The sequence below is a fragment of the Ornithinibacillus californiensis genome, assembly GCF_001038485.1.
In the GTDB taxonomy this organism is placed as follows: domain Bacteria; phylum Bacillota; class Bacilli; order Bacillales; family Amphibacillaceae; genus Ornithinibacillus; species Ornithinibacillus californiensis.
The window spans coordinates 1-26,681 of sequence record NZ_LDUE01000006.1; the positions used below are offsets into that span (position 1 = coordinate 1).

The 26,681-nt window shown below is 35.7% G+C and carries 28 protein-coding genes; 8 read left to right on the forward strand and 20 right to left on the reverse strand.

All coding sequences use genetic code 11. The features are described 5' to 3' along the window. The first annotated feature begins 388 nt into the window (after window positions 1-388). Window positions 389-1,432, forward strand: coding sequence for a sporulation integral membrane protein YtvI (gene ytvI / locus TE34_RS00770; RefSeq protein ID WP_047982923.1), 1,044 nt, complete (start codon window positions 389-391; stop codon window positions 1,430-1,432). A 35-nt stretch (window positions 1,433-1,467) separates the two neighbouring features. Here the strand turns inward: ytvI and TE34_RS00775 are convergent, their stop codons facing one another. The 6 genes from TE34_RS00775 to coxB form a co-directional block, all read right to left on the reverse strand. Then, window positions 1,468-1,923, reverse strand: a complete 456-nt coding sequence (locus tag TE34_RS00775; protein ID WP_047982924.1) for a DUF420 domain-containing protein — start codon at window positions 1,921-1,923, stop codon at window positions 1,468-1,470. 49 nt (window positions 1,924-1,972) lie between these two features. Further along, on the reverse strand, window positions 1,973-2,893 hold the full coding sequence (gene ctaG / locus TE34_RS00780) for a cytochrome c oxidase assembly factor CtaG (RefSeq protein WP_047982925.1): 921 nt from the start codon (window positions 2,891-2,893) through the stop codon (window positions 1,973-1,975). Between the two features lie 157 nt (window positions 2,894-3,050). Continuing rightward, a complete protein-coding gene (ctaF, locus tag TE34_RS00785) occupies window positions 3,051-3,365 on the reverse strand; it encodes a cytochrome c oxidase subunit IVB (protein ID WP_047982926.1) in 315 nt (104 codons plus the stop codon). A 3-nt stretch (window positions 3,366-3,368) separates the two neighbouring features. Further along, on the reverse strand, window positions 3,369-3,992 hold the full coding sequence (locus tag TE34_RS00790) for a cytochrome (ubi)quinol oxidase subunit III (protein WP_047982927.1): 624 nt from the start codon (window positions 3,990-3,992) through the stop codon (window positions 3,369-3,371). A 1-nt stretch (window position 3,993) separates the two neighbouring features. Continuing rightward, window positions 3,994-5,844: a cytochrome c oxidase subunit I gene (gene ctaD / locus TE34_RS00795; protein WP_047982928.1), complete on the reverse strand. Its 1,851-nt coding sequence runs from the start codon at window positions 5,842-5,844 to the stop codon at window positions 3,994-3,996. A 51-nt stretch (window positions 5,845-5,895) separates the two neighbouring features. Further along, window positions 5,896-6,948, reverse strand: a complete 1,053-nt coding sequence (coxB, locus tag TE34_RS00800) for a cytochrome c oxidase subunit II (protein ID WP_047982929.1) — start codon at window positions 6,946-6,948, stop codon at window positions 5,896-5,898. 831 nt (window positions 6,949-7,779) lie between these two features. Between coxB and TE34_RS00805 the strand changes: the two genes are divergently transcribed. Next, on the forward strand, window positions 7,780-8,733 hold the full coding sequence (locus tag TE34_RS00805) for a COX15/CtaA family protein (protein WP_047982930.1): 954 nt from the start codon (window positions 7,780-7,782) through the stop codon (window positions 8,731-8,733). Between the two features lie 94 nt (window positions 8,734-8,827). Here TE34_RS00805 and pyc read toward each other — a convergent pair whose 3' ends face one another. The 3 genes from pyc to TE34_RS00820 all read right to left on the reverse strand — a co-directional run bounded on the left by pyc (window position 8,828) and on the right by TE34_RS00820 (window position 13,867). Then, window positions 8,828-12,268 carry a pyruvate carboxylase gene (gene pyc / locus TE34_RS00810; protein WP_047982931.1) on the reverse strand — a complete coding sequence of 1,147 codons (3,441 nt, stop codon included), beginning with the start codon at window positions 12,266-12,268 and terminating at the stop codon, window positions 8,828-8,830. Continuing rightward, the gene (ftsW, locus tag TE34_RS00815; protein ID WP_047982932.1) at window positions 12,256-13,437 is read right to left on the reverse strand and encodes a putative lipid II flippase FtsW; all 1,182 of its coding nucleotides are present in this window, start codon (window positions 13,435-13,437) and stop codon (window positions 12,256-12,258) included. The genes pyc and ftsW overlap by 13 nt, the downstream gene beginning before the upstream one ends. Before the next feature lie 148 nt (window positions 13,438-13,585). Next, window positions 13,586-13,867, reverse strand: coding sequence for a YlaN family protein (locus TE34_RS00820; protein ID WP_084710582.1), 282 nt, complete (start codon window positions 13,865-13,867; stop codon window positions 13,586-13,588). A gap of 244 nt (window positions 13,868-14,111) precedes the next feature. On the opposite strand from TE34_RS00820, the gene TE34_RS00825 reads away from it, so the two are divergent. Both TE34_RS00825 and TE34_RS00830 read left to right on the forward strand, forming a co-directional pair. Further along, a complete protein-coding gene (locus tag TE34_RS00825) occupies window positions 14,112-14,594 on the forward strand; it encodes a molybdopterin-binding protein (RefSeq protein WP_047982934.1) in 483 nt (160 codons plus the stop codon). A gap of 139 nt (window positions 14,595-14,733) precedes the next feature. Beyond that, window positions 14,734-15,345 (forward strand): YhcN/YlaJ family sporulation lipoprotein, encoded by a 612-nt coding sequence (locus TE34_RS00830; protein ID WP_053074923.1) that lies wholly within the window; start codon window positions 14,734-14,736, stop codon window positions 15,343-15,345. Window positions 15,346-15,382: 37 nt separating this feature from the next. Here the strand turns inward: TE34_RS00830 and TE34_RS00835 are convergent, their stop codons facing one another. Continuing rightward, entirely contained in the window at window positions 15,383-15,634 is a 252-nt protein-coding gene (locus tag TE34_RS00835) for a hypothetical protein (protein ID WP_047982935.1), read from the reverse strand. A 112-nt stretch (window positions 15,635-15,746) separates the two neighbouring features. On the opposite strand from TE34_RS00835, the gene TE34_RS00840 reads away from it, so the two are divergent. Continuing rightward, window positions 15,747-15,950 (forward strand): YlaI family protein, encoded by a 204-nt coding sequence (locus TE34_RS00840; protein ID WP_047982936.1) that lies wholly within the window; start codon window positions 15,747-15,749, stop codon window positions 15,948-15,950. Between the two features lie 91 nt (window positions 15,951-16,041). Here TE34_RS00840 and TE34_RS00845 read toward each other — a convergent pair whose 3' ends face one another. Then, entirely contained in the window at window positions 16,042-16,353 is a 312-nt protein-coding gene (locus TE34_RS00845; protein ID WP_047982937.1) for a YlaH-like family protein, read from the reverse strand. Window positions 16,354-16,538: 185 nt separating this feature from the next. On the opposite strand from TE34_RS00845, the gene TE34_RS00850 reads away from it, so the two are divergent. Beyond that, window positions 16,539-16,721, forward strand: coding sequence for a DUF5325 family protein (locus tag TE34_RS00850; protein ID WP_047982938.1), 183 nt, complete (start codon window positions 16,539-16,541; stop codon window positions 16,719-16,721). A gap of 1 nt (window position 16,722) precedes the next feature. Here TE34_RS00850 and TE34_RS00855 read toward each other — a convergent pair whose 3' ends face one another. Further along, window positions 16,723-17,532: an inositol monophosphatase family protein gene (locus tag TE34_RS00855; RefSeq protein ID WP_047982939.1), complete on the reverse strand. Its 810-nt coding sequence runs from the start codon at window positions 17,530-17,532 to the stop codon at window positions 16,723-16,725. A 129-nt stretch (window positions 17,533-17,661) separates the two neighbouring features. Beyond that, on the reverse strand, window positions 17,662-17,853 hold the full coding sequence (locus TE34_RS00860; protein WP_047982940.1) for a hypothetical protein: 192 nt from the start codon (window positions 17,851-17,853) through the stop codon (window positions 17,662-17,664). 220 nt (window positions 17,854-18,073) lie between these two features. On the opposite strand from TE34_RS00860, the gene TE34_RS00865 reads away from it, so the two are divergent. Next, window positions 18,074-18,688: a YktB family protein gene (locus TE34_RS00865; RefSeq protein ID WP_047982941.1), complete on the forward strand. Its 615-nt coding sequence runs from the start codon at window positions 18,074-18,076 to the stop codon at window positions 18,686-18,688. Between the two features lie 40 nt (window positions 18,689-18,728). On the opposite strand, the gene TE34_RS00870 is transcribed toward TE34_RS00865, so the two are convergent. From TE34_RS00870 to TE34_RS00880, 4 genes are all read right to left on the reverse strand, one after another. Next, entirely contained in the window at window positions 18,729-18,995 is a 267-nt protein-coding gene (locus TE34_RS00870; protein ID WP_047982942.1) for a UPF0223 family protein, read from the reverse strand. A gap of 7 nt (window positions 18,996-19,002) precedes the next feature. Beyond that, window positions 19,003-19,965, reverse strand: coding sequence for an NAD(P)H-dependent flavin oxidoreductase (locus TE34_RS00875; RefSeq protein ID WP_047982943.1), 963 nt, complete (start codon window positions 19,963-19,965; stop codon window positions 19,003-19,005). A 117-nt stretch (window positions 19,966-20,082) separates the two neighbouring features. After that, on the reverse strand, window positions 20,083-20,199 hold the full coding sequence (locus TE34_RS20505; protein WP_084710578.1) for a GapA-binding peptide SR1P: 117 nt from the start codon (window positions 20,197-20,199) through the stop codon (window positions 20,083-20,085). A 144-nt stretch (window positions 20,200-20,343) separates the two neighbouring features. Then, window positions 20,344-21,246 (reverse strand): polysaccharide deacetylase family protein, encoded by a 903-nt coding sequence (locus TE34_RS00880; RefSeq protein WP_047982944.1) that lies wholly within the window; start codon window positions 21,244-21,246, stop codon window positions 20,344-20,346. Window positions 21,247-21,410: 164 nt separating this feature from the next. Here TE34_RS00880 and TE34_RS00885 point away from each other — a divergent pair, with 164 nt between their 5' ends. Beyond that, the gene (locus tag TE34_RS00885) at window positions 21,411-22,934 is read left to right on the forward strand and encodes a glycine betaine uptake BCCT transporter (RefSeq protein ID WP_047982945.1); all 1,524 of its coding nucleotides are present in this window, start codon (window positions 21,411-21,413) and stop codon (window positions 22,932-22,934) included. A 60-nt stretch (window positions 22,935-22,994) separates the two neighbouring features. On the opposite strand, the gene lpdA is transcribed toward TE34_RS00885, so the two are convergent. The 3 genes from lpdA to TE34_RS00900 are packed head-to-tail and all read right to left on the reverse strand — an operon-like array spanning window position 22,995 to window position 26,680. After that, window positions 22,995-24,401, reverse strand: coding sequence for a dihydrolipoyl dehydrogenase (gene lpdA / locus TE34_RS00890; protein WP_047982946.1), 1,407 nt, complete (start codon window positions 24,399-24,401; stop codon window positions 22,995-22,997). 5 nt (window positions 24,402-24,406) lie between these two features. Next, complete coding sequence (locus TE34_RS00895) at window positions 24,407-25,681, reverse strand: dihydrolipoamide acetyltransferase family protein (protein ID WP_047982947.1); 1,275 nt, start codon at window positions 25,679-25,681, stop codon at window positions 24,407-24,409. 21 nt (window positions 25,682-25,702) lie between these two features. Continuing rightward, on the reverse strand, window positions 25,703-26,680 hold the full coding sequence (locus tag TE34_RS00900) for an alpha-ketoacid dehydrogenase subunit beta (RefSeq protein ID WP_047982948.1): 978 nt from the start codon (window positions 26,678-26,680) through the stop codon (window positions 25,703-25,705). Between the last annotated feature and the right edge of the window lies 1 nt (window position 26,681).

A 26,681-nucleotide genomic window follows, 5' to 3' on the forward strand; every position in this document is an offset into this window, starting at 1 on the left:
CTCTCCACCACATCATTAACAGCGTAAGCAACATCATTTTCTTGTAATTTCATTTCTAAATCTATCGGCAAAACAACTTGATTCATGGTATAATGTTTGAACATAGGGATACCTCCTGATAGGTTATTGTGTGGTTACTTTAATTTTATCAGAGGGTGTCCTTTTTGTTTACTAAAAAGAGTAAGAATATTAAAAAAGACGTAGCACTTACCATTTTAAATGGTTAGCGCTACGTCTTTAATTATTTACTGGGGTTTTGTCCCAGCCTCTTTATTTTTTGTTTTCTTTGTACATATAAGGTTAAAGTCCTATCCAGATGCATAAATTCATGCTATATTTTGTATATGTATAATACAGAAATTTCCGGTTCTTGAAAGGAGTTACTTTTTTGTTACGAAGAATAGTTTTATTTTTACTCATTATCACATTAATAATTGTTGGATATTTCGTATTATCCCTATCTATTCCTTTAATTATTGCATTTTTAACGGCACTAGCCTTAAATCCATTGGTACGCCTTGTGCAAAATCGCATTAAATTCAATCGAAAAGCTGCAGTTATTATCGTTTTCCTATTATTCTTAGTTGTAGTTGGAGTTGCGGGTACAGTAATCGTAACGAAAGCTGTAGGTCAAGCTATTAATTTTGTTGAAGATGTTCCATCTCACATTAATAAGATAAATAAAGTGTACGACGAATGGGAAGGTAGAATAAGTGAATACGGTAAGGATTTGCCATATGAATTTGTAGATTCTGTAACAGATAGTTTTAATACATATGTTAATCAACTAAATACAACCTTGAAAGAGCAACTGACTATTAGCAGAATTGCGGGGATCTTCTCTCAAATACCCCAATATATAGTTAGTATTCTAGTATATTTAATAGCCCTATTTTTATTTATGCTAGAGTTACCAATACTTAGAGAAAAGACCTTTAACTTATTTACGAAGGAAACAGCGGCAAAAGTAACTTATATGAATAGTAGAATTAGGAGTGTAATTGTTGGCTTCTTCAAAGCTCAATTCCTTGTTAGCTTAATCATCTTTGCTGTATCGTTAATTGGATTATTTATTATCGCACCCGAAGTTGCGTTAATCATGTCTCTCTTTATATGGGTTATTGATTTAATCCCAATTATTGGGTCCATTATTGTGCTAGGTCCTTGGGCATTAATCATGTTTATGGCCGGTGATATACAGATGGGAATTGAACTATCTGTTCTTGCAATAATATTACTTGCCATTAGAAGAACAGTAGAGCCAAAGGTAATGGGGAAACATATGGGCCTATCCCCTCTTGCAACACTAATTTCCATGTTTTTAGGTCTAAAGATATTTGGGCTGTTAGGTTTTATTATTGGTCCATTACTATTAATTATTTATATATCAGCACGGGAAGCTGAAATAATAAGACTAAACATTAAGTTTTAGATAAAAAGAGGGATAGCATAGCGCTATCCCTCTTTTCATGTACCTAGTATTGCTTTTATTAAACTAGTAGTTTGACCACCACTATATAGCACGTATAACAATAAATATACTGCAATCCCAGTAATTGCGGTGCCAAACCAAATCATTGCCGTTACTGGACCTATTCTACGATGCTTCGTTATATTACGTTTAAAGGCTAGATATAGAGTAACCACCCCAAATACAGCACCAGTAGTTGCTAGCGCAATATGGAAGATTAGGAAGACGGTGTAGTATATTTTTAGCTCTTCTGGTCCGCCAAAGCTAGTGTTTCCTATGAATATAGTTCGAGACATATAGATGATAAAGAATACTAAAGCACTTATTGCTCCAGCAATCATCATATTTTTGTGGGCCTTAGGTCTATCAGTAGCAATAAAGCGCCATCCTAATGCTATGAATACAGCACTTAAAAAAATAAAGAAAGTACTAATTGTAGGTAATACAGCCATCTAATTATCCCCTTTTCTATTTAAATAAGGGAGGAAAGTAGCCCTCCCTTCAATTTACATCATTCGTATTAATGACAGTTTTAGGTAATGGATCTATCTTTAATGTTTCAGGACTGAACCATGCATAGAATACTTTTGCTAGTATAACACCATAAATAATCTCTTGCATGATTTTCATTATGATTCCACCTAGTTGCTGATCTTCTAAAGTACTCATTGATGAGAACATTTCTGGTCCAGATATTTGGAATGAAGAAGTTAAACCAGTCAAAATATCACTAGGCACACATAATGCTAATGCTTGTATCCATGCTCCGCTAGAACTATATGCAGCAAATAACGGAACATCAGCAAAGATGATTAATACACAAGCAGGAGTAATAAGTACACTATTACCAAAAATATAAAAGATTTTTCCAAGCGGATGTGAAATTTGCCATTCTTTAATCGGTGACATGATTGGGAACCATACTAAAAATCCAAATAATAATAGCACTAAATGAAACGAAGTGTGAACAAAAGGTGATGCTTTCGTCAGATTAAAAATAAACGGTAAGTGGTATAGCGAAAATAATGCATTAAATAATAATATCGAGATCAGTGGAAAAGTTAGTACTTTCATCAATGGTTTTATTATTGGTTTCAATAACACTCGTTTCCATACCCAAGTTGGAATTCCTTTTATCATTAAAATAGGAAATACAATTAAATAAATAGCCATTTGAATCATATGAGCTGTCAGTGTAATATGAGTCAAAAGATCAATTGGTGAACCTTTCACAATATACAACAAGATTAAACCAATATAGAAAAAGCTTTGTTGTTTTGCTGTTGGATTATCATGGTTTCCAAATTTATGTCGTAAAGGACCTGTAATTAAGAAATATGTAACACCTACAGCAATTACAAACAGTAAGAAATACGGACTCCATAATGCACGAAATCCAAATAATTGTAAATTAAGCCACATGTTATTCACTCCATAGCTTTCAAGTTTCTACCCTTCATTATAACCTAAAATACTAGTCGAAACACAGACTAACTGTGACAACTTTTCAAAAGACTAGTATGTTAATTACAAAAAATTAGGATCAGGGAAATACTTTCCCCGATCCTTCATTTAATTATTACCACCATATTACTAAGCTTAGTGCAGCAACTGTTAAAATTGCAGCCCATACTCCGCCATAAATCATAATAGCAACCATATCATGACCCTTATCCTTCATATGCATGAAGTAATAGAATTGAAATGCTACTTGAATTAAAGCAAGAATAAGCAGTAATGGTATGGCAAGCATTTTACTCATCAAACCACTACCTACAATGATGAATGCGATAATGGTAAAAATAATCATTGTAGCAAATGTAATAAGCTGCTTTTTCATTTCCTCTTTATTCTGTTGTTTATGAAATTCATTGGATTTGGTGTGATTTGTCATAATTTACGCCACCTTCCCCATTAGGTATACCACTGTGAAAATGAATACCCATACAACGTCAATAAAGTGCCAGTATAAACTGAATGTGTTGAACTTAGGTGCATTATAAAGGTTTAGACCACGTTTAGCATTTCTAATCATTATAGCGGCTAACCAAGAAAGACCGAATAGAACGTGCCCACCATGGAATCCAACTAATGTATAGAAAGCAGAACCGAACGCAGAAGATCTAAATGTAAAACCATACTCATGAATGTAGTGATAGAACTCATAAATTTCACAAGCTAGGAATGCAACACCAAGTAGTCCAGTAATACCTAACCACAATTGCATTTTCTTAAAATCATTATTCTTCATATGATACATAGCATATACACTAGTTAAGGAACTAGTTAATAGTAGCATTGTCATAAGGAAAACTAATTCAAGACCGAATAACTCCTCTGATGTTGGTCCACCAGCAGTTGAATTTTTAAGTGCAAGATAAGTTCCGAAAAGGCTGGCAAATAATACTGTTTCCCCACCTAGGAAAAACCATAATCCTAAAAACTTATTCTTCCCTTCAAGCGTTGCTTTTTCAGGATGATGTGGCATTGTTTCTGGATTTAAGGAATGATCGTGAGCCATATTATTCAGCCTCCTTTTCTAGTTCTTCTTTATGGATATGATATCCATGATCGTCTTTTAATGAACGTATTAGCATACAAAGTAATGCTAATGCCATACCACCAAATAGGAAGATATATGCAAAGTTAGTTTGGGTTTGGTAAATAAATCCAAAACCTGCAATAAAGAATCCTACAGACATCAAGAATGGTAGGATAGATCCGTTAGGCATATGAATATCGCCAACAGGTTCAGCAGGAGTCAACTTGCCATTGCCTTCCATTTTTTCAATCCAAAGTGCATCTAAACCACGTACTAGTGGTAACTGCTTAAAGTTATAGTGTGGTACTGGTGAAGCTACAGCCCATTCTAAAGTACGTCCATCCCATGGATCTTGTGGTGCCGGTTCCCCTTTAAACCAAACATAGATGGCATTATAAAGGAAAACAATAACACCGAATGCCATAAAGAATGCACCGATTGTACTAATTAAGTTACCTAATTCTAATCCTTGATCCTCTAAGAATACCCAATAACGACGAGGCATACCCATTAGACCTAAGAAATGTTGGATAAAGAATGTTAAGTGGAATCCAATAAAGAATGTCCAGAATGCAAGCTTACCTAATTTTTCATTTAGAATTCTTCTAAACATAATTGGCCACCAATAATGTAATGCTGCAAGGATACCAAATACTACCCCACCAACAATTACATAATGGAAGTGGGCAACTACAAAGTAGCTATCATGGTACTGATAGTCCGCTACTGAAGTAGCAACCATAACCCCTGTCATACCACCAATTGTAAATGATGGAATAAATCCTAATGACCAAAGCATTGCGCTGTTAATCGTAATATTACCGCCCCATAAGGTAAGTAACCAGTTGAATATCTTAATACCCGTTGGTACAGCAATTGCCATCGTTGCTATTGCAAAAATCGAGTTCGCAACTGGCCCCATACCTACTGTAAACATGTGGTGAGCCCACACCATGAATCCTAAGAATGCGATTAAAATTGTTGCAAATACCATTGCAGTGTAACCAAATAAACGCTTTCTAGAGAATGTAGCAAAAATCTCACTAAAAATACCAAATGCAGGCAAGATTAAAATATAAACTTCTGGGTGCCCAAAGATCCAGAATAAATGTTGCCAGATGATACTGTTACCACCTAATGCTACATCAAAGAATGCTGAATCAAACATACGGTCAAACATTAGTAAGAATAAACCAACTGTTAAAGCTGGAAATGCGAATAAAATCAATACACTGACAACGAATGTAGTCCATGTAAATAATGGCATACGCATATAAGTCATACCAGGTGCACGCATGTTTACAATTGTTACTAGGAAGTTAATCCCCCCCATTAACGTACCTGCCCCCGATATCTGTAATCCTAAAACATAGTAATCAACACCGTGTCCTGGGGACAATGTTGATAGTGGCGTATAGGAAGTCCAACCAGCATCTGGAGCTCCAGTTAACCAGCTGACGTTTAACATAATTCCACCAAATAAAAATAACCAAAAACCTAAAGCATTGAGAAACGGGAATGCTACGTCACGTGCTCCTATTTGGAGAGGCATGACAGCGTTCATTAACCCGATTAATAACGGCATGGCGGCAAAGAAAATCATCGTCGTACCATGCATAGTTATCATTTCGTTGTATAAACCAGCAGAAATAAAATTATTCTCTGGTTTAATTAATTGAATACGAATAATCATAGCTTCTAATCCACCGAGTAGGAAAAAGAAACCTCCACCATAAAGATATAACTTACCTATCTTTTTATGGTCAACAGTTGTTAAATAATCCCATATTACGGCAGCGAAGCTTGTTTTCTGAGCAGTTGCTGTACTCACAAAATAAACCTCCCTAATTGATCTTGCAAATCAAATAAACAAATAAATTAATTATTCACCAGCATCTTCTGTTGTTATTTCAGAAGGGCTCAGTTGTAGTAAGTATTCTGCAATTAATGCAGCGTCTTCATCACTTACTTCAGGATACTTGCCAGTCATTTTATTTCCTGGTTTCATTTCCTCAGGATTTACAATCCACTTAATAATATTTTCTTTTGTCATTTCTTCTGTACCAGCGAGTCTAGAACGGTCAGCAAAGTTAGTTAAGTTAGGACCAATTGCAGCAGGTGAGGAACCAATAGCGTGACACCCGATACAGTTATTTTCTTCAAATAACGCTCTACCATCAACAGCCATCTTAGATTCAGGCGCTACTTCCGGATCAAAGTTTTGCATATCTGCTACCCATTGATCGAACTCTTCTTGACTAACTACAACTACTTTAAAGTCCATTAAAGAATGTGATGGTCCACATAACTCAGCACATTTCCCCCAATAAACACCCTCTTCATATGCTTCAATAAATAGAGTGTTTTCATTTTCTGGGTTAACATCTAATTTACCAGAAAGTGTTGGAACCCATAAAGAATGGATTACGTCTGAAGATAACATATTAAAGTAAACTTTTTTACCTACTGGGATATATACGTCTTGACTTGTTTGAATCTCTAATCCTTCATAATCAAAATGCCACCAGTACTGATTACCAGTAACATTGACATTTAGAGAATCACTAGCATCCGTTTCATCAGCTAGATCAAAGGTATAAATTACTGTTGGTACAGCAATAACGATCAGTAGTAAAATCGGAATAACTGTCCAAACCGTTTCCAGTGTATGGTTCCCTTCAACTTGCTTTGGAATATAATCCTCGCGTCCTTTTTTCTTACGGAACTTGATAAGCACTATTGTAAATATAACCATAACAATTAATAGTACAACAGTCATGATAACAGTGGGTAGAATAATTAGATCTAATGCTTTTTCAGCACCATAACCTTTGGGATCCAATGCTGTCAGGTTTTCTCTACCACAGGCTGAAAGAAATAATGCTACTAAACTTAAAAGGGAGAATACTTTTAATTTTCCCATCCAACCTTTCATGTTTTATACCTCTCTTTCTATTTTCCTTCCTTAATATATAGTAACTTTAGTAAGGATCAATTATTATGGGTAGCAAGTTGATTTCTACTCACTTTTTTCCCATTAGAAGACCAAATATCCCTTTAGTACAAAAGGTGACAATATTTAATATTCCTAAAAAGCCTAAAAATATTGTAACTAAAAGGAAAAGACATGATAAAAGGCTTTATTACTACTTGTAAGAAAAACTATTAGTAATTTACATACATTTTTTATTCCCGTCTAACAATAAGCATTTCCTATTGAGTGAGGAAGTTGTCTTCATAAAATCCATTGTGAAATCCCCCCCTTTAATCCTCATGCTATAGGACACTTAAAATAGGCATACCTTATGAATCGTTTTAAAATATTCAGTAAAGTGCGCCATTTTAATACTTATTGTATCACGGTTCCATCTTACAAACCATTTGCCCCTAGGATAAAACTGTCAAAATTCACGAGAACTTCTGACAATTTTGTGAAATTTGTGATGTAAACAAATAAAAGGCTAAACCGCCTTCTTATAAAAATATCAGCCATATATGTATTTGTTCAACCAGAAGTCTAACCGCGAAATCACAGTATATCCCCTATATTATTTCTAGCAGACAATGAAAAACTTTGCAAGGTTTTTTTACTATTTCAGCTAGTTCCTTAGTTAATTAAGAATATAGTTTAACAATTCTGTGTCAATTAGTAATATATTACCTAAAATGATTGCTTTATTGTTAAAAAAAAGATTATCATTAAGGTTGGTATATTAACTATGTAGAAAGATATAACAACATAGATATAAAGTGAGGATAATGGTTTATGATTAAAACATTAAAATGGCTCTCTATTCTAGCGGTCATAGGTATGACCTTTGTGCTTATCGGTGGTGCTCTAGTAACGAAAACAGAGTCAGGTGATGGCTGTGGAGATAGTTGGCCTCTCTGTAAGGGTGAACTTATTCCGTCCGAAATAGACATGGAATTAATAATTGAATTAAGTCATCGGTTAGTTTCAGGATCTGTTGGTATCATTGTACTTATATTGGCATACTTATCTTGGAAGCATATCGGCACAATTAGAGAAGTAAAGTTTCTAGCTATATTCTCAGTACTCTTCCTAGTTCTGCAGGGGTTAATTGGTGCCGCAGCAGTTATTTGGGGGCAATCTGATTTTATATTAGCAGCGCACTTTGGAATTTCTTTAATTTCGTTTGCTACGATATTTCTATTGATGCTTTTAATATTTGAAATTGATAAGAAATTTGATGCAGATTCCTTATATATTAAAAAGAAACATAGAATTGAGATTTACGCTCTAACTACTTATACACTTATTGTTGTATATACAGGAGCACTTGTAAGACATGTGAATGCTAATTTGGTTTGTGGTGATTGGCCGTTTTGTTCAAACGTTTCTCCATTAGATTTTTCATCTTATAGTTTTGAACAATGGGTTCAAATGGGTCACCGACTAGCTGCAGGGTTATTATTCCTATGGACCTTAACACTGTTCATCCGAATCATGAAAAACTATAGAACTAGCTATATCATGAGATGGGGTTGGATTGTGACCTTCTCCTTAATCACATTACAAGTATTGTTTGGTGCTTTAATTATTTTCACTTTATTAAATCTTGGTATTGCGCTAATGCATGCGTTAGTAATCACTTGCTACTTCGGTATGTTAAGTTACTTCTGTCTACTATCAACTAGAAGTGCAGTGATGGAGCGTAACAACGCAATACCCGAAGAAATAACTTCAAATATAAAATAAAAGAAGAAGGAGCTAACTAGCTCCTTCTTCTTTTATTTTGGCTGTTTTTTTAGATAGTTAATGGATTGCTGCAATAAACAGCTTGAAAGTTTATCTATTCAAATTCAAGCAATAAATCATTTACTTCGATTGTGTCACCATCATGTACATGAATAGCTTTAATCACACCGCTAAAAGGTGCCTGTACAGTTGTCTCCATTTTCATTGCTTCTGTAATGACTAATTGATCACCTTTTTCAACAGATTGACCGCTATTACATACTACCTTTAAAACTGTCCCTGGCATAGTTGCACCAATCTGTTTACTATTTGCCTTATCTGCCTTTTGTCTTGTTGTACTTGATGTTTGAACACTTCGATCACGAATAAAAACTTCACGAGCCTGACCGTTTAATTCAAAATATACCACTCTAGTTCCATCTTCTCTTGGATCAGAAATAGAAATTAATTTAACAATAAGCGTCTTCCCTTGTTCAATCTCGACTTCTACGACTTCTCCAATTTTCATTCCATAGAAAAATGTTGGTGTGTCTAGTTCAGATACATCACCATATGTTTCATAAAAATGATGATAATCCATAAATACCTTCGGATATAATGCATAGGCAATCATATCGAAGCTAGTAACTTGTCGTTCCAACGTTTTAAATAGAGTTTCCTTTAAATGGTCAAAATTAACAGGTTCTAATAATTGGCCAGGTCTCTCTGTAATTGGTTTTCTGCCTTTCAAAATGATTCGTTGCAACTCTTTCGGAAACCCTTGGTACGGTTGGCCGATATAACCACTTGCAAATTCAATTACAGAATCCGGAAAATCAATTGTCTCTCCTTTTTCATAAATATCATCCTCAGAGAGATTATTTTGAACCATAAATAATGCCATATCACCAACGACTTTAGAAGAAGGAGTCACTTTTACAACATCACCAAATAAATCATTTACCCGGCGGAACATTGCCTTAACTTCTTCCCAACGGTCGCCTAATCCTACAGCTTTTGCTTGTTGTTGTAAATTAGAGTATTGGCCACCAGGCATTTCATGATGATATATTTCAGTATGTGGTGCCTTCATCCCACTTTCGAATTCTTGGTAATAATCCCGGACTCCAGCCCAATAATTACCTAACTTCTCAAAGCTATCTATATTTACCTTAGGTTGACGATCCTTACCTTCTAACGCATGATATAGGGTTTGAGCACTAGGTTGCGAAGTAAGCCCAGCCATCGGGCCATTAGCCACATCTACAACATCTACACCTGCGTCAATTGCACGAGCATACGTGTAAACACCATTCCCACTTGTGTCATGCGTATGAAGATGGATTGGTATATCAACGGTTTCCTTTAGTTCTGAGATTAATCGATACGCCGCTTCCGGTTTCAATAGACCTGCCATATCTTTAATGCCTAGAATATGTGCGCCTAGTTGCTCTAGTTCTTTTGCTAGACTTGTATAATATGCTAAATCATATTTCGTACGATTTGGATCTAGGATATCTCCAGTGTAGCAGATAGATACCTCTGCAATTTTATTGTTGTCACGAACTGCTTGAATCGCTGGCTTCATTCCATCTACCCAATTGAGACTATCAAATATCCGGAATACATCGATACCACCTCTTGCACTTTTCTCAACAAATTCTTCGATTAAATTGTCTGGATAGTTTTTATATCCTACGGCATTACTCGCTCGAAGGAGCATTTGTAATAGTACATTAGGCATTTTTTCTCGTAATTTTAGCAGTCTCTCCCATGGATCTTCTTTTAAGAATCGATAAGCCACATCAAAGGTTGCTCCTCCCCACATTTCCACGGAAAACAAGTTTGGTAGTAGCTTTGATGTCGGTTCTGCAATTTTCAATAAATCTTTTGTACGAATCCGAGTTGCTAACAACGATTGATGAGCATCCCTAAATGTTGTATCAGTTAGTAATACTTCATTTTGTTCTTTAAGCCAAGTTGCTAATGCTTCAGGCCCTTTTTCTTCTAAAATTTGCTTCGTACCATGTTCAAAAGGAACTGATTCAACGTTAGGGATAAGTAACTTATCAAAATTAGGTTTTTGTTTGTTTGATATTCCTTCGAATCCGTTAACCGTAGTTTCTCCAATGAAAGATAGCATTTTAGTACCACGGTCTTTACGTTTTGGAAACACAAATAGCTCTGGTGATTCATCAATAAAGGTCGTATTGTATTCCCCGGTTAAGAATTGCTTATGAAGCATGACATTTTCTAAGAATGGGATATTCGTCTTAATTCCTCTGATACGGAACTCTTTTAGGTTACGAACCATCTTTTGGACAGTTTGTTCAAATGTTAGTGCCCAAGTAGATACTTTTACTAACAAGGAATCATAATGCGGGGTGATTTCCGCACCTTGGAAACCATTTCCTGCATCTAAGCGAACGCCAAATCCTCCACCACTACGGTACGCCATAATTCTACCAGTATCTGGCATAAAGTTATTTAATGGATCTTCGGTAGTAACACGAGACTGTATCGCATAACCTTGCGTAGTTATCTTACCCTGAGCTGGAATACCAATAGATGGCTCATGTATATTTTGACCTTCAGCAACTTTTATTTGAGTTTGAACAATATCAACACCAGTAATTAACTCAGTAATAGTATGCTCCACCTGAATACGTGGGTTCACTTCAATGAAATAAAACTCATTATCTTTAACCAAAAATTCTACAGTTCCAGCATTTAAATAATCAACATTCTTCATAAGCTGAACTGCTGCATCACAAATTCTCTCACGTAGCTCATCTGTAAGAGATAAACTTGGTGCGACTTCAACTAATTTTTGGTGTCTTCTTTGAATAGAACAATCTCGCTCATACAAATGCACAATATTGTTATGTTGGTCACCAATAATTTGAACTTCAATATGTTTTGGTTGTTCGATTAACTTTTCAACATACACTTCATCATTACCAAAAGCAGCTTTTGCTTCAGACTTTGCTCGCTCATAGCTTTCTCGTACATTAATTGCACTCCGAACGATACGCATACCACGACCGCCACCACCTAGTGACGCCTTTATAATAATTGGATAACCATGTTGCTCTCCAAATGCTTCCACCTCTTCTAGAGAGGTTACTGGACCATCTGTTCCTGGTATTACAGGTAAACCAGCATGTAATGCCTGCGTTCTTGCCCTCACTTTATCTCCAAACATATGTAAATGTTCACTCTTTGGACCTATAAAAATAATACCTTCCTCTTCACAGCGCTTAGCAAACTCAATATTTTCCGATAAGAACCCATAGCCAGGGTGAATAGCATCTACCCCTACACGCTTAGCAATCTCGATAATACCATTAATATCTAAATAGGCATCTATTGGTTTCTTACCTTCACCAATCAGATAAGACTCATCTGCTTTATAGCGATGATACGATCCTAAATCCTCTTTAGAATATATAGCTACTGTACGGATGTTTAATTCCGTACAAGCCCTAAACACACGAATTGCAATTTCCCCACGATTAGCAACTAAAACCTTTTTAATTTTATTTAACTTGACCATCTTGTTCCTCCTTTATTAAACGGATTATTAGGAATATCATTTTTCTTCACAGGAACTGGTTCCCTTTCTTTTCGCTTAACTGTCATTGCGATATTATTTAAGATTCCCATGGATATTAGCAATACTAATAACGATGATCCTCCATAGCTAACAAATGGTAGTGTTACTCCAGTAATTGGTAAAATCCCGCTTGCTGAGCCTAAATTTATAAAAGCTTGAATCCCAACCATGGAAGAAATACCAATTGCTAGTAATGCTCCAAAACTATCTTCACATTTACGAGAAATGTATATTCCTCGTAAAACTATCGTTACTAGTAAACCTATCGTAATTGCTACTCCTAAGAACCCCATCTCCTCTGCTATGATAGCCATAATGAAGTCTGTATGAGGTCCGTATAGATAACCTAATTTCTGTACACTTTGGCCAAGGCCTTCACCAGTTAGTCCCCCTACTCCTATAGCAACGTAAGATTGAATTAACTGATATCCGTCATCAGCCGGTGATTCAAATGGTGCGTAGGCGCCAGCGAAACGCCCTAAGCGTTCTTCCGTTATCATATTAGGTATTGCAATAGCTACCACTAATAATCCTATTGCAACTAATACAAATAAATGCTTAAAGCGTATACCCGAACTAAAAATGACAGAACAAGCAATTAAGAAAATTATAGAGGCCGTACCAATATCAGGTTGCGCTACAATTAACGCAAGGATTAAGCCCGTCAAGATTAAAGGTGGTAATACACCCCTATTAAAATTATTTATGTATGACTGTTTTTTTGAATAAACAGATGCGAGGTACATGATAATACCAAGCTTAGCAAACTCTGAAGGCTGAAGATTTAGTGGACCAATAGAAATCCATGATTTAGCACCATTACGAACATCTCCAAATATAAATACGGCAATAAGCAATAGAATAATACTTATGACTATAAATGGAATAAATTTTTGATAGGTTTTGTAAGGAAAGAACGTACAAATTAAAAAACCAATAAGACCTATTCCAAACCATTGTGTTTGTCGTAGTAAATAGTAGTTACTTTCGAGTCCTTCAACAACTGCTAATACCATGCTAGCACTATAAATCATTACAACCCCAAATCCTGTTAAAATTAGTGGAGTTATAAAGAGTGTAAAATCACAATTTTTAATTTTCCGCAACATATTGTGTCCCTCTCCAACTAGAAAACTTACATAACTATTGATTTATATAATTTATTAAGTAGGTATATCTTAAACAAAAAAACCTTGCCATTTCACATGCAGGCAAAGTTTTTACCACAAAATCCTTCCACACGAAACAGGTGTAGTATTACCCAGATTTTTGTGCTGCTTCATGAAGAATGTTAAGACGCCTCTCTAAATTCTCAAGTAGAGCCTTACCTTCATCTTCATTTATTAATTTTAAACGAACTGCAAAATCAATCTCCCTAGAGAGACCGTACATTTGCGTATCTAAAACCTCTTCATATAACGGACATTGCGGCATCGTTAAATTATCGATTTGCACTTCAATTAGCCGCAGGATTTTATCAGCATCAGCCTTAAGAAGGGCATAGGCTTTTTCACGATGATCTATCGTTACCTTATGTATCAATAATATCCCCTCCACCAAAACAAACTCGTCAACCCTTAAATAGAATTTTAAGCTTGTTTTCTTCTTATGAAACTTTACTTTTCTTCTAATATTATATTATCGTTTACTACTATAAAATGCAAATGTTAGTTTCTTTAAGTTTCTACCCACACTAAGGTGAATGCTTTGTCATTTCATTTATAGAGTTTGTCTGATATCCTTAATAAGTAATACATATTTTTTCAGGGAAAGGTGGAAAAGCATGATTGTCCCAATCATTGGTAAAGTTACATACCAAATTACAATGGATCCTACCGTATGGATATTTGATGACCGCAAAATTATATTAGAGGAAGCATTCTCTGATAACAACGAGAAGGAAAATATAGACGAGACAAAACTCGCTGCAGAACGATGGGAAAGAGCTATAGGTAATTTCTCTAAACCCCCAGTGAATAAAAGTTTAACAAAGCATGAACGTGAGAATATCCTTAAATATTCATATGTTATGCCTATAACCGATTTTTTGAACCATGCAGAAGTAAAGCCTGAAGCCACTCATGTTACATTAGTAACTGAAGAGAAAGACATAACTATACCTTTGTCTGATTTATACAATAGCTATCTAATGTTCGCTCGGGACGGAAAACCATTAAGAGAAGATGGTCCTGTTCACTTATTATACAAAGATGGTTCTAACAAAGAGAATCCAATTAAAGGGATAAAGAAATTAATAATTAATTAACATAAAAGATACTACTACAGTAGATAGATACTCTCTCAACTGTAGTAGTATCTTTTTATATTGTATAATTTAGCACCTAATACTCAAAATAACGATATAGTTATTGCCCTGTATTTACATTTTCTAGGAGGAGTGTTAGATGTATTTTCGTATTGGTATATTAGGAATATGCTTATTTCTTATAGGATGCGGACAAAATAATGAGGATCATGCTTTACCTAGTGAGAAGGAAAACCCAAATGATCGAATTATTAATGTAAAGAATTCGGCACCAAATGAAAAGAAAGATTTCTCTAATGAAGAGGTTGCAAATCATTTAGCACATATTGCGAGTGATGTTCCACAAGTCGATGATGCAGTAGCAATTGTTGTTGGACCTTATGCTGTAGTTGGAATTGATGTAGATAAAGAACTAGATAGGTCTCGTGTAGGTACCATAAAATACTCTGTTCTTGAAGCACTTCAGCATGACCCGTACGGTCGGACAGCTGTTGTAGTCGCTGATGGTGATATTACTGAAAGAATCCGAGGGATGAATGATAAAATAAGACAAGGTTACCCAATACAAGGTATAGTAGATGAAGTAGCAGCTATTGTCGGAAGGTATATGCCAGATATTCCTTTACCAGAAGATCAGCCGGAAGAGCCCGACCAAAACAGAAAAATTATTAATGATGAAGAAGAACAACAAAAAATGGATGATATAGTAGACGATCAGTCAAAGAACAAAAGAGAAAAACGTGAAGAATAAAAGTAACGAGGTATCCAAGTGGGGATACCTCGTTACTTTATTCATTTTCTTTAATATTATTATAATATTGTACTCCAAATTGTGAACCTTCCGAAACCATCTTTGCATTTTCTAGTTGATCTAATTCTAAATCATCTACTTGGTCTGGTTTACCTGCGTTATACAGTGTTAAATCCTCATCAATCTCATTTTTTTCATTTATTGAAGTATGATCAGTTGCCTTTCTATTACCTATTAAATATCCTGCTACTCCAACCCCAAGTGCTGAGACAATGTAACGTTTCTTCACTCTATCATCCTTTCTGTTCTTGTTATTAATGTTCCTCAACTGAATAGAAATTAAACATATTCTAATCAGTTATGGTATAGTTAATATAACAGTACAATTATGAGGTGGTTAGATGCAGGTAAAATGTGTAATATGCGATATCGTAGAAAACATAGAAGATAATTCCCCACAAGCAAAAAAACTAAGAAATAAAAAAACATATATGTACTTATGCCAAAAATGTAATGAGCGAATTAAAGAAAAAACATTAGATCGACTGTCAACAGGAAAGTTTCGTTTATATAAGGAAAAGGAAAAAGTGGACGAGTTAATATAAATTTAAAAGGGTGTGAATCTTATGAGATTCACACCCTTTGTTTAATATGATTATTATTTTAAATTACAGATTGTTTATATTCGTAAATATGTTAAGCTTTTTTGGCTTGTCTTTGTATAAACAGTCTAACTCTATAAATAGCTAACACTACACATATTACCACTAAGCTTTCCGTCATCGGCAGTGGTTGTGCAGCTAAAGTTGCTGGTAATATAATAAATAAAATGTTCAATATAAAAATCCCAACAGCAAGTAAAGCATATACAACTACTGATTTTAAAATAGGAAGCCTCTTTGCAAAACCTAATTTATATGCGAATGCAGCTAATACTAAATTAACAATATATAAAATATTAAATACTTGCTCTACACCAAATCGTTCCATTACTAAATCATAAACCATATGAATCCCCCATTATGTATACTCCACTTATCATACTAAATTTATGGTAAACTTGCTAGTCTTAGCATGGATTTAAGACTTGAACCTTTAGTGAATTTCCTCTATTAAAGGGTATTAACTAATTACTATGATTAGTATTAGAAAAAGTTTATACTTAATATGTTATAACTGAAGGAGTGACTTTAATGAAAAAAGTAAATATCCCAGCATTACTTCTAGCTATACTAGTCGTTTCCATGTTTATTGGAGTAGGCCTTGCAATAGCTTATCGTAACATATGGCTTGTTCTTCTATTTATTGTATTAGGCTTTGGTATTATGGGTACAGCAATTGCAAATAAAAAGAAAAAAAGTGACTCACCTGCATGAGTCACTTTCTTCCTTTTTTAATAAAATCTTCAATAATTCGTTTATGTACTGCTCGATGACCAGTAAAAACAGAATTTCTTCCTACCATATTAATTTCTGCTCCATCAATTGTAGAGGTTATACCACCTACCTCATTAACAAGAATTATCCCTGCTGCGAAATCCCACGGAGATAGTCCCATGGTTAAATACCCCTCTAGAATACCTTCTGCCACAAAAGCAAACTCTAATGCTGCTGAACCATAAGTTCTAGAACCACGAGCGGTTCTAACTAAATCTTGCATTACTTTTTCATCCACTAATGGATTCTCGCATAACCATAGGTGATTTAATCCTATTACGGACTCTTCTAAAATTTGTTCCTTTCTAAGAAAAGGTAGCTTCTTGTCATTCTTAAAGGCCCCCTCTCCACGAATAGCGGAATATAATTCATCTTCCATCACATTGTATATTAAACCAATTTCCCCCACACCATCATGGTAGATTCCAATTGATATCGTAAAGTTTCGTTTTTGTTGAACAAAATTCATCGTTCCATCTATTGGATCTATAATCCAAACGGTGCCATCTAGAGATTTTACCTCATCACCAAATCCTTCTTCAGAAAGTAGTAAATGATCGGGAAAAGTAGTTTTTATTTTTTCCACAAAATACTTTTCTGTATTTTTATCCATCGTAGTCACTAAGTCATTTGGATTAGATTTAGTACCTACCTCGATTGGATCATCGATTGTCTGACGTATAATATTACCCGCTTCTAAAATCCACTTTTTAGCAAAATTAAATATGTTGTCTCGAATTGCAATTTCCATAAGTAGTGCCTCCATCATAATATCTTTATAGCAATAGTATCAGAATAACCTAATTACGTCATACATCAAAAGACTTTCATTAGCACAAATAACTCAAGGAAGAGTACGTCATTCCTTGAGCTATTGATATTATTTTTTTTGAAGTTCTAGTAATTTCATTCTTAATTGTTTCAATCTCTCTTTTGATTTTATGATTTGTACACTATCTTGTTCTTGCAAAGCATCGTATAAAGTTAATAATTCATAATCGATTTCCATTCTAACCACAGGTATCTTTTCTTTTTCTTCCTGCCTTCTAACCTCTTCTAATATATATTTCAACAGCCCCTCACCCTTTCAATTGTATTGATAAAAAACTACTTGTGTTGTCCAAGTTTTCGTGAACTTTCTGTTTGTTTTCTTTATATATATGAGTTTTTTTAAAAATCGTTCATAAACGAGAGTGAGAAATATGTGTTGTCTTGATTACTTGACTTGTTTATAGTTAGTTGTTCATAATAATAAATATCATTAATTTTTCTTACAGAAAGGTGTATTTATTATGAGTATAAAAGGGTTTGTCAAATCTGACTTTGACACATTCCAAATAGAAGGTTTAGACGCTCGAATGGAAGCGATCCAAAAGCGTATACAACCTAAATTTAATGAAATTGGTCAAGAGCTTGTAGACTTTCTTTCTGCACAACTCGGGAATGAGGTCTATCTACATATTGCGAAACATGCGAGAAGAACTGTAAACCCACCTAAGGATACATGGCTTGCCATATCCCACAATAACAGAGGCTATAAAAAGCATCCGCATTTTCAAGTAGGTCTATTTGATGACCATCTATTTATTTGGCTAGCATGCATTTACGAATTAGATAGCAAAACAGATATAGCTAAAAACTTTCTTGCAAACTACAACAAATTAAAGCAGTTACCCGCCGACTTTGTTGTGTCTTTAGATCATATGAAGAAGGATTCGTTTGCTCTGAAAGATTTAGAGAAAAGTCATTTAGAACGTTTTAGAGATGTGAAAAAAGGAGAATTTCTCATTGGAAGACATGTCACTCCAGAGGATCCGGTAGTATCAAACGGTGAACAGCTTCTTAAACTAATCAAAGATACTTATCAACATTTAATACCTTTTTACCGTATAGCGCTACAATCATAAAAAAGCATCATCTCTCTTCAAGTGAGAGATGATGCTTTTATTACATTTTAACAATTCCATTCTCAGTTTCTCTTGCCTTCTTTATTGTTTGGTAACAAGAATAGCCTGAGTCCTTTTCAAATTCTGCAAAATACTTCTTTTCTTCACTCTTCGATGGCACTACCTGCTTGAATTTCCTATATCCTGCAAGTAATATTTGCCGGTCCATACCTTTTTCATAAGCCTTCTCAACTAAGGAGAAAAACTGTACTACATCAATTACCTCTTCTTTAGTCCAACTTGTATCGAAAGGATAAGAATAGTTCATCTGTTATTCACCTCTTATTCCATTTTTCCTGTATGAGCTCTGCCTCTGCAACAATACGATCAATTAGTTCTTTAACAGAAGGCACATCATGGATGCTTGCTGCACCTTGGCCAGCCCAGCCAAAACCTCGTTCTGTTTCTCCATTATAAATATAATTCCTATTTGCCTGTCCACTTATGTACTCTTTTAATTCTTCATAACCTAGATTGTCTGCTTCTAATTCTAAAATTTTATCTGTCCACGAATTTTTAAGTGCACGTGCAGGCATGCCAAGTGATCGTTTAATAACAACGGTAGAATTTTCATCTGCTTCCAGTAACGATTGCTTATAAACCGCGTGCGCATGGATACATTCTTTCGTTGCAATGAATCGCGTTCCCATCTCAATTCCTTCTGCACCTAAGGCTAAACCAGCCATTAAACCTCTTCCATCTACAATTCCCCCAGATGCAATGACTGGGATAGACACGCCATCAACAACTTGAGGTGTTAACGCAAACGTACTTGTATCTGCTCTCCCCAGATGCCCACCTCCTTCATATCCAACGACAATAACTGCATCTGCCCCTAATTGCTCTGCCTTCTGCGCTTGTCGTTTAGCCGCAACTAAAACAAGAGTTTTTATAGGATGGTTCTTTACCATATCAAGAACACCCTTAGGGTTACCACCGGTCACAGATACAACTGGAACCTTCTCATCGATAGCAACTTGTACCATTTGTTCAAAGGGACGATTATGCTGACCTATTGCAAAATTAACACCGAACGGTTTATTTGTAAGTTCCCGAACTCGAATAATCTCATTTCTTAGTGCCTCAGGTCCCTCGAGACTCATTGCTGTTATTTGCCCTAATGCACCAGCATTAGAAACAGCCGCCGCCAAATCAGCGTATGCTAAGTATGCTAGCCCACCTTGAATGATAGGATATTTTATATGAAGTAGTTCGGTAATTCTAGTATTCCATTCCATTCAAATCCCCCTATTCTGAATCTATTCTAATCCTATCATTTTCAGCAATAGATTCCAAAAAATAAAGTTGCACATGGTGTGCAACTTGTTTTTATCGAATATAATCATCATTTTTTTCTATTGATTGTTTGCATTAGATTTACACGTTGGGCATGTTCCATAAAGTACTACTACCTTCTCATTCTCATAATGCTCAATTGTTTCTTGGCATTGCCCACAAACAATAGTGCCCATAATTTCAGATTCCTCCCCAAAAAAGTAGTGTATAACCTTATGTTTTATAGTATGCAACATATACAACATATTTGCTAATTAGTATAACACATTTAATTATAAGAAAACCAGTAGAATATTTCTACTGGTAAACTTTTCCGCCTGCTATTTACTTGTTTCTATTAGTCTTGGGTCAAGTATCTCATAACCTTGCTCTCTAAGTCCTATAACAATTTCCTTCAAAGCCTCTTTAGTCCATTCTCGATCGTGCATCAAAAGATTAGCTCCAGGCTTGAGTAGAGAGTATGGCACATCGACCTCTGGACCTTCTCCTGTTACCATTGCTGTTACTAATTTCTCTTTATCCATATAAGGGGTAAAGTAATCATAGCCATAAGACCAGTTCATTAATACCATATTTTCCTCTTCTACTATTTTCTTTGATGTATCTGTATTGACACCATGTGGTGCTCGGAAGAACTTAGGTCGTTCGCCAATTATTTCCTCAATTACATCATTTAACTGAACAATTTCTTCTCGTTGTTTTTCTGGATTATTCTCTATACTTTTTAAGTTTACGTGGGAGTAAGTATGGTTACCAATTTCAAATCCCATTTCATGAATTTGCTTCAACACCTCTTTTTCCTCAGGTGTATCAATGAAATGGCCATTAACAAAGAAGATTGCATCTGCGTCTAACTCAGTTAATATTTTTGCCATTTCAAGAGCATATTGGTCTGGAGCATCATCAATAGTTAGTAACACAACATTCTCATTAGTTCCTTCTTCTATCGGCACAAGTGACCAATTCTCAGATACTCGATATTGTGCAGTTACTTCTTCATCAACACCAAGTTCTTCTTCCGAATCATCTTCAATCGGCTCTTCTGTTTCTGTAGGTGATTCTTCAGAATTGCTTTCTTGTTTTTCCTCCCCGGTTTTATCATTTGGTTGTTCTTCTACTAAATCTGGGCTTGCCTCTTCCTGCACCTTATTTTGTTCTGAGCTATTACAAGCAGCTAAAAATAAAACAAGGAATGATGTTAGGATTATTACTACAGCTCTCATGTCTTTCCCTCCTGATGTCATTTAACCTAATACATCTTTAGTTTAAGCTACCAATAAAAAGAAGACAACCTTAATATTTTGTCCCGATAGTTCCTTTCATTATTGGAAATAGTAAGGACATAGTTACTTTACGAAATCCCACAGAATAGAAAGGAATTTTAGTTATGAAAAAGGTATCAATGGTATTCTATATCTCAATCATTGTTAGTATTTTATTTATCATTTGGGGTGTCATACCAGATTCAGTCCTACCAAATGGAAACCTCGAGGACGTAACTTCAATAATTCAGACTTATATAGTTGATACTTTTGGTTGGTTTTATTTAATTAGTGCTTCTCTCTTTCTCATTTTTTCCTTGTTCTTAATCTTTTCAAAGTATGGAGGTATTAAGCTCGGTAAGCCAAACGATAAACCGGAATATTCATACATTACTTGGTTTGCTATGCTGTTCAGTGCTGGAATGGGAATTGGTTTAGTATTCTGGGGAGCTGCAGAGCCCCTTTCTCACTTTCATAACCCTCCTTACGGAGATGCAACTACTAATAGTGCTGCAAAAACAGCAATGCAATACAGTTTCTTTCATTGGGGTTTTCACCCTTGGGCAGTGTATGCAACGATTGCTCTTGCACTTGCCTACTTTAAATTTAGAAAGCATTCCACTGGTTTAGTAAGTGGCATTTTAGTCCCATTGTTTGGCGAAAGGGGAAAAGAGATATGGGGGACACTAGTTGATTTTATTGTTGTATTTGCAACTGTATTCGGTGTTGCAACATCACTAGGGTTTGGAGCAATTCAAATAAGTGGTGGATTATCATTCGTTTTTGGAATGGAGCAAACCTTTATATTACAATTGATTATCATAGCGATTGTTACCGTTTTATACATGCTTTCCGCCTCTACTGGATTAAACAAAGGTATTAAGTTTCTAAGTAATTCCAATATCATTTTAGCGATAGCTTTGATGAGCTTTTTACTATTTATCGGACCAACAAACTTTATCCTGAATTTATTCACTACGAGCTTTGGTAACTATATTCAAAATTTACCAAGTATGAGTCTCCGAATGACGCCCTTTAATGAGGATAACACGAGCTGGATTAAAGGCTGGACGATATTTTATTGGGCTTGGTGGATTGCATGGGCACCTTTTGTTGGAACTTTTATAGCAAGGGTTTCACGCGGTAGAACCATTCGAGAATTTGTCCTCGGGGTATTACTCGTCCCTACCATTTTCGGTGCACTTTGGTTTACTGTTTTTGGTGGTTCTGCAATCCATCTTGAATTTTTTCAAGGAAAAGATATTTATGGTAATGTAAGTGAACTTGGTGAAGAAGTTGCCTTATTTGCCGTATTAGAGCATTTCCCGTTAGGAGCCACTATGTCTATCCTTGCGATTCTATTAATTAGTACATTTTTCATTACATCAGCTGATTCAGCTACATTTGTACTAGGGATGCAAACTACTGGTGGACGCCTCGATCCACCAAATTCGGTAAAACTGATATGGGGTATCATTCAATCAGGTGCAGCTGCTGTACTACTATGGCAAGGCGGTTTACAAGCACTTCAAACAGCTTCCATTATAGCCGCTTTTCCGTTTACCATCATCTTGCTGTTAGTTGTTCTATCACTGCTAAAATCATTTAAACAAGAAATAAAGGAACTTGAATTAAGAAGAAAAAGCTAATTTTTAAATACAAAAAGAAAGAGTGATGTATGAAGAAGTCATACATCACTCTACTCTACATTAAAGCATATGAATTGGAGTTCCTAAAGCTACCTCAGCAGCTTCCATCGTAATCTCACCTAGCGTTGGATGAGCATGGATTGTTAGTGCGATATCTTCAGCTGTCATACCAGCTTCGACGGCTAAACCAATTTCAGAGATCATGTCACTTGCATTTGGCCCTGCAATTTGACCACCTAAAATTAAACCATCTTCTTGACGTGTAATTAGTTTCAAGAAACCGTCTGTTGAATTCAATGATAATGCGCGACCATTTGCTCCAAATGGGAACTTAGCCACTTTCACATTATAACCCGCATCCTTAGCATCTTTTTCCGTCATACCAACGGTCGCAAGTTCAGGCTCAACAAATGCAACTGCAGGAATACCAATATAATCAATTTCAGATTTCTCACCACTAATCGCTTCTGCAGCAATTTTACCTTCATAAGAAGCTTTGTGTGCAAGTGGTGGTCCAGCAACAATATCACCGATTGCGTAGATGTTATCTATGTTCGTACGGCATTGTTTATCAATCTTAATTAATCCACGTTCGTCTAACTCAATACCAACTTGTTCTAAACCAATCTCACTTGTGTTTGGTCGACGACCTACTGTTACTAGTACATAGTCTGCTTCCACAGTTTCTTCTTTACCGCCAGCTTCATACGTAACTTTCACACCGTCTTTTGTTTCTTCTACACCTTTTGCCATCGCTTCAGTAATGATAGTTGCACCTTTTTTCTTAAGGCCTTTTTTAACTAATTGTGTCATTTGTTTTTCAAATCCGCTTAGTATATCCTTGGCACCTTCTAGGAATACAACTTCCGTACCAAAATTAGCATACGCTGATCCTAACTCACTACCAACATAACCAGCACCAATAACTACTAATTTTTTAGGTACTTCTTTTAGATTCAATGCACCAGTAGAATCTAATACACGATCAGAGAATTTAAATGTTGGAATTTCGATTGGTGATGAGCCAGTCGCAATGATACAATTCTTAAATGTATAAGTTTGAGATGACTTTTCATCCATTACTTTAGCTGTATTTTTATCAACAAAGTATACTTCACCGTTTAAGATATCCACTTTATTACCTTTTAATAGACCTTCTACACCAGAAGTTAGTTTATTTACAACGGATGCTTTCCATTCCTGAACTTTTGTAAAGTCCACAGAAACATTATCTGTTTTAATTCCAAGTGCTTCATTACCATGAGCCTTTTCTACAGAATGTCCTGCTTCAATTAATGCTTTGGATGGAATACAGCCTACATTTAAACAAACGCCACCTAGTGCACCCTTATCAACGATTGTAACTTTTTGACCTAACTGTGCAGCACGAATTGCAGCAACATATCCCCCAGGTCCTGCACCGACAACTAATGTGTCTAATTCAATTGGAAAATCTCCTACTACCATAATCCTTACGCCTCCATCATGATTAATTGTGGATCATTTAATAATCGCTTGATTTGATTTAGGGCCAATTGAGCTGTTGCGCCATCAACAATACGATGGTCAAAGCTCAATGAAACAGCAAGTACTGGAGCAATAACTATCTCCCCATTACGAACTACTGGTTTCTCAGCAATACGACCAATTCCTAAGATTGCTGCTTCTGGATAGTTAATAACAGGCGTAAACCACTGACCACCAGCCGAACCAATATTAGAAATTGTACTTGAAGCCCCTTTCATCTCATCTGGTGCTAGTTTACCACTTCTAGCTTTTTCTGCCAATTCATTAATTTCAGCCGAAATGGCAAAGATGGATTTGCGATCTGCATTTTTTACTACAGGAACAAGTAATCCTTTATCTGTATCTGCTGCTATTCCGATATTGTAATAATGTTTCTGTACAATCTCTTCTGTAGCATCATCAATGGAAGCATTAAGAATAGGGTATTGTCTTAGAGCAGAAACTAATGCTTTTACTACATAAGGTAAATACGTTAACTTAATACCTTGATCAATTGCAGTTTGTTTGAATTTCTTACGATGTGCAACAAGTTCTGTTACATCTACTTCATCCATTAATGTTACGTGAGGAGCTTTTGTTTTCGAGTTAACCATTGCTTTAGCAATTGTTTTACGAATCGGACTCATTTTCTCACGAGTCTCTGGGAAGCTACCTTCTAATACAGGTGTTTTTGCAATCTTTTCGTCTGATTGTGGTGTTTCTTGAGTAGCAGTTTCTGTAACAGGTGCTCCACCACTTAAGAAAGTGTCAATATCTTCTTTTGTAATGCGTCCATTATTTCCAGAACCAGTTACCTGTTTAATATTGACATTATTGTCACGAGCATATTTACGAACAGACGGCATCGCAATTACACGTTTGCTTTCATCTACATTACTGTCTGCTTGTGCATTGTTAGGAGCTGGATCTGTTTTAGGTGATTCTTCTTTTACTTCTTCAGCAATTACTTCACTAGAATTATCACTGCTAGCATCTTCATATCCTTCAGCATCAAAAGAGATAAGCGTATCGCCTACGATCGCAACTTCCCCTTCTTGCACGAAAATTTTAGTAACCGTCCCTTCCACCGGAGAAGGAATTTCAACGACAGCTTTATCGTTTTGTACTTCACATAGAATATCGTCTTCTTTTACTTCGTCGCCTTCTTTTACCATCCATGAAACAATCTCACCCTCGTGGATTCCTTCTCCAATATCTGGTAATTTAAATTCAAAAGCCATTTAAATAGCCTCCTTCTACTTTTAGAAATTCACTACAGTGTTTACTTTTTCAATGATGTCATTATAGTTTGGTAACCATACTTCTTCCGCTTCTGAGAATGGATACACCGTATCAGGTGCAGTAACACGTAATACTGGAGCTTCTAAATGTAAAATTGCTCTTTCTTGAATTTCTGCAACAACATTCGCAGCTATACCAGCTTGGCGTTGTGCTTCTTGTACTACTACAACACGATTGGTTTTCTTAACTGATTCCAAAATGGTTTCCATGTCAATCGGTGATACAGTACGCAAATCAATTACTTCAACATCGATTCCATTTTTCTCCAGTTCTTCTGCTGCTTTTAAGGATGCATGCACCATTGCACCGTAAGTTACAATAGTCACATCTTTCCCTTCACGTTTTACATCAGCTTTTCCAATCTCAATCGTATATTCTCCCTCTGGGACTTCACCACGGAATGAACGGTATAATTTCATATGTTCTAAATAAATAACTGGATCATTATCACGAATTGCTGAGATTAAAAGACCTTTAGCATCATAAGGAGTAGATGGAATAACTACCTTTAATCCAGGTTGTTGTGCCATTAATCCTTCCAAGGAATCCGCATGAAGTTCTGGTGTGTGTACCCCACCCCCAAATGGTGAACGTACTGTGATAGGAGCTGTTTGTGTCCCACCAGAACGATAACGCATACGTGCCATTTGACCACTAATAGAATCAATAACTTCATAGACAAAGCCGAAGAACTGAATCTCAGGTACTGGGCGATATCCTTGTAATGCTAAACCGATCGCAAGTCCCCCAATTCCTGATTCAGCTAATGGTGTATCAAACACACGATCTTCCCCGAATTCTTTTTGTAGACCTTCCGTAGCACGGAATACACCACCATTTTGGCCGACATCTTCACCAAACACTAATACGTTTTCATCTTTTTTGAGTTCCACGCGTAGTGCATCAGTGATTGCTTGAATCATTGTCATTTGTGCCATT

Coding starts and splice junctions, on each gene's coding strand:
- TE34_RS00775 (WP_047982924.1), bottom strand. CDS start 1,923: ATGGCTGTATTACCTACAATTAGTACTTTCTTTATTTTTTTAAGTGCT.
- ctaG (WP_047982925.1), bottom strand. CDS start 2,893: ATGTGGCTTAATTTACAATTATTTGGATTTCGTGCATTATGGAGTCCG.
- ctaF (WP_047982926.1), bottom strand. CDS start 3,365: ATGACAAATCACACCAAATCCAATGAATTTCATAAACAACAGAATAAA.
- TE34_RS00790 (WP_047982927.1), bottom strand. CDS start 3,992: ATGGCTCACGATCATTCCTTAAATCCAGAAACAATGCCACATCATCCT.
- coxB (WP_047982929.1), bottom strand. CDS start 6,948: ATGAAAGGTTGGATGGGAAAATTAAAAGTATTCTCCCTTTTAAGTTTA.
- TE34_RS00805 (WP_047982930.1), top strand. CDS start 7,780: ATGATTAAAACATTAAAATGGCTCTCTATTCTAGCGGTCATAGGTATG.
- pyc (WP_047982931.1), bottom strand. CDS start 12,268: ATGGTCAAGTTAAATAAAATTAAAAAGGTTTTAGTTGCTAATCGTGGG.
- ftsW (WP_047982932.1), bottom strand. CDS start 13,437: ATGTTGCGGAAAATTAAAAATTGTGATTTTACACTCTTTATAACTCCA.
- TE34_RS00825 (WP_047982934.1), top strand. CDS start 14,112: ATGATTGTCCCAATCATTGGTAAAGTTACATACCAAATTACAATGGAT.
- TE34_RS00830 (WP_053074923.1), top strand. CDS start 14,734: ATGTATTTTCGTATTGGTATATTAGGAATATGCTTATTTCTTATAGGA.
- TE34_RS00840 (WP_047982936.1), top strand. CDS start 15,747: ATGCAGGTAAAATGTGTAATATGCGATATCGTAGAAAACATAGAAGAT.
- TE34_RS00845 (WP_047982937.1), bottom strand. CDS start 16,353: ATGGTTTATGATTTAGTAATGGAACGATTTGGTGTAGAGCAAGTATTT.
- TE34_RS00850 (WP_047982938.1), top strand. CDS start 16,539: ATGAAAAAAGTAAATATCCCAGCATTACTTCTAGCTATACTAGTCGTT.
- TE34_RS00855 (WP_047982939.1), bottom strand. CDS start 17,532: ATGGAAATTGCAATTCGAGACAACATATTTAATTTTGCTAAAAAGTGG.
- TE34_RS00865 (WP_047982941.1), top strand. CDS start 18,074: ATGAGTATAAAAGGGTTTGTCAAATCTGACTTTGACACATTCCAAATA.
- TE34_RS00870 (WP_047982942.1), bottom strand. CDS start 18,995: ATGAACTATTCTTATCCTTTCGATACAAGTTGGACTAAAGAAGAGGTA.
- TE34_RS00875 (WP_047982943.1), bottom strand. CDS start 19,965: ATGGAATGGAATACTAGAATTACCGAACTACTTCATATAAAATATCCT.
- TE34_RS20505 (WP_084710578.1), bottom strand. CDS start 20,199: ATGGGCACTATTGTTTGTGGGCAATGCCAAGAAACAATTGAGCATTAT.
- TE34_RS00880 (WP_047982944.1), bottom strand. CDS start 21,246: ATGAGAGCTGTAGTAATAATCCTAACATCATTCCTTGTTTTATTTTTA.
- TE34_RS00885 (WP_047982945.1), top strand. CDS start 21,411: ATGAAAAAGGTATCAATGGTATTCTATATCTCAATCATTGTTAGTATT.
- lpdA (WP_047982946.1), bottom strand. CDS start 24,401: ATGGTAGTAGGAGATTTTCCAATTGAATTAGACACATTAGTTGTCGGT.
- TE34_RS00895 (WP_047982947.1), bottom strand. CDS start 25,681: ATGGCTTTTGAATTTAAATTACCAGATATTGGAGAAGGAATCCACGAG.
- TE34_RS00900 (WP_047982948.1), bottom strand. CDS start 26,680: ATGGCACAAATGACAATGATTCAAGCAATCACTGATGCACTACGCGTG.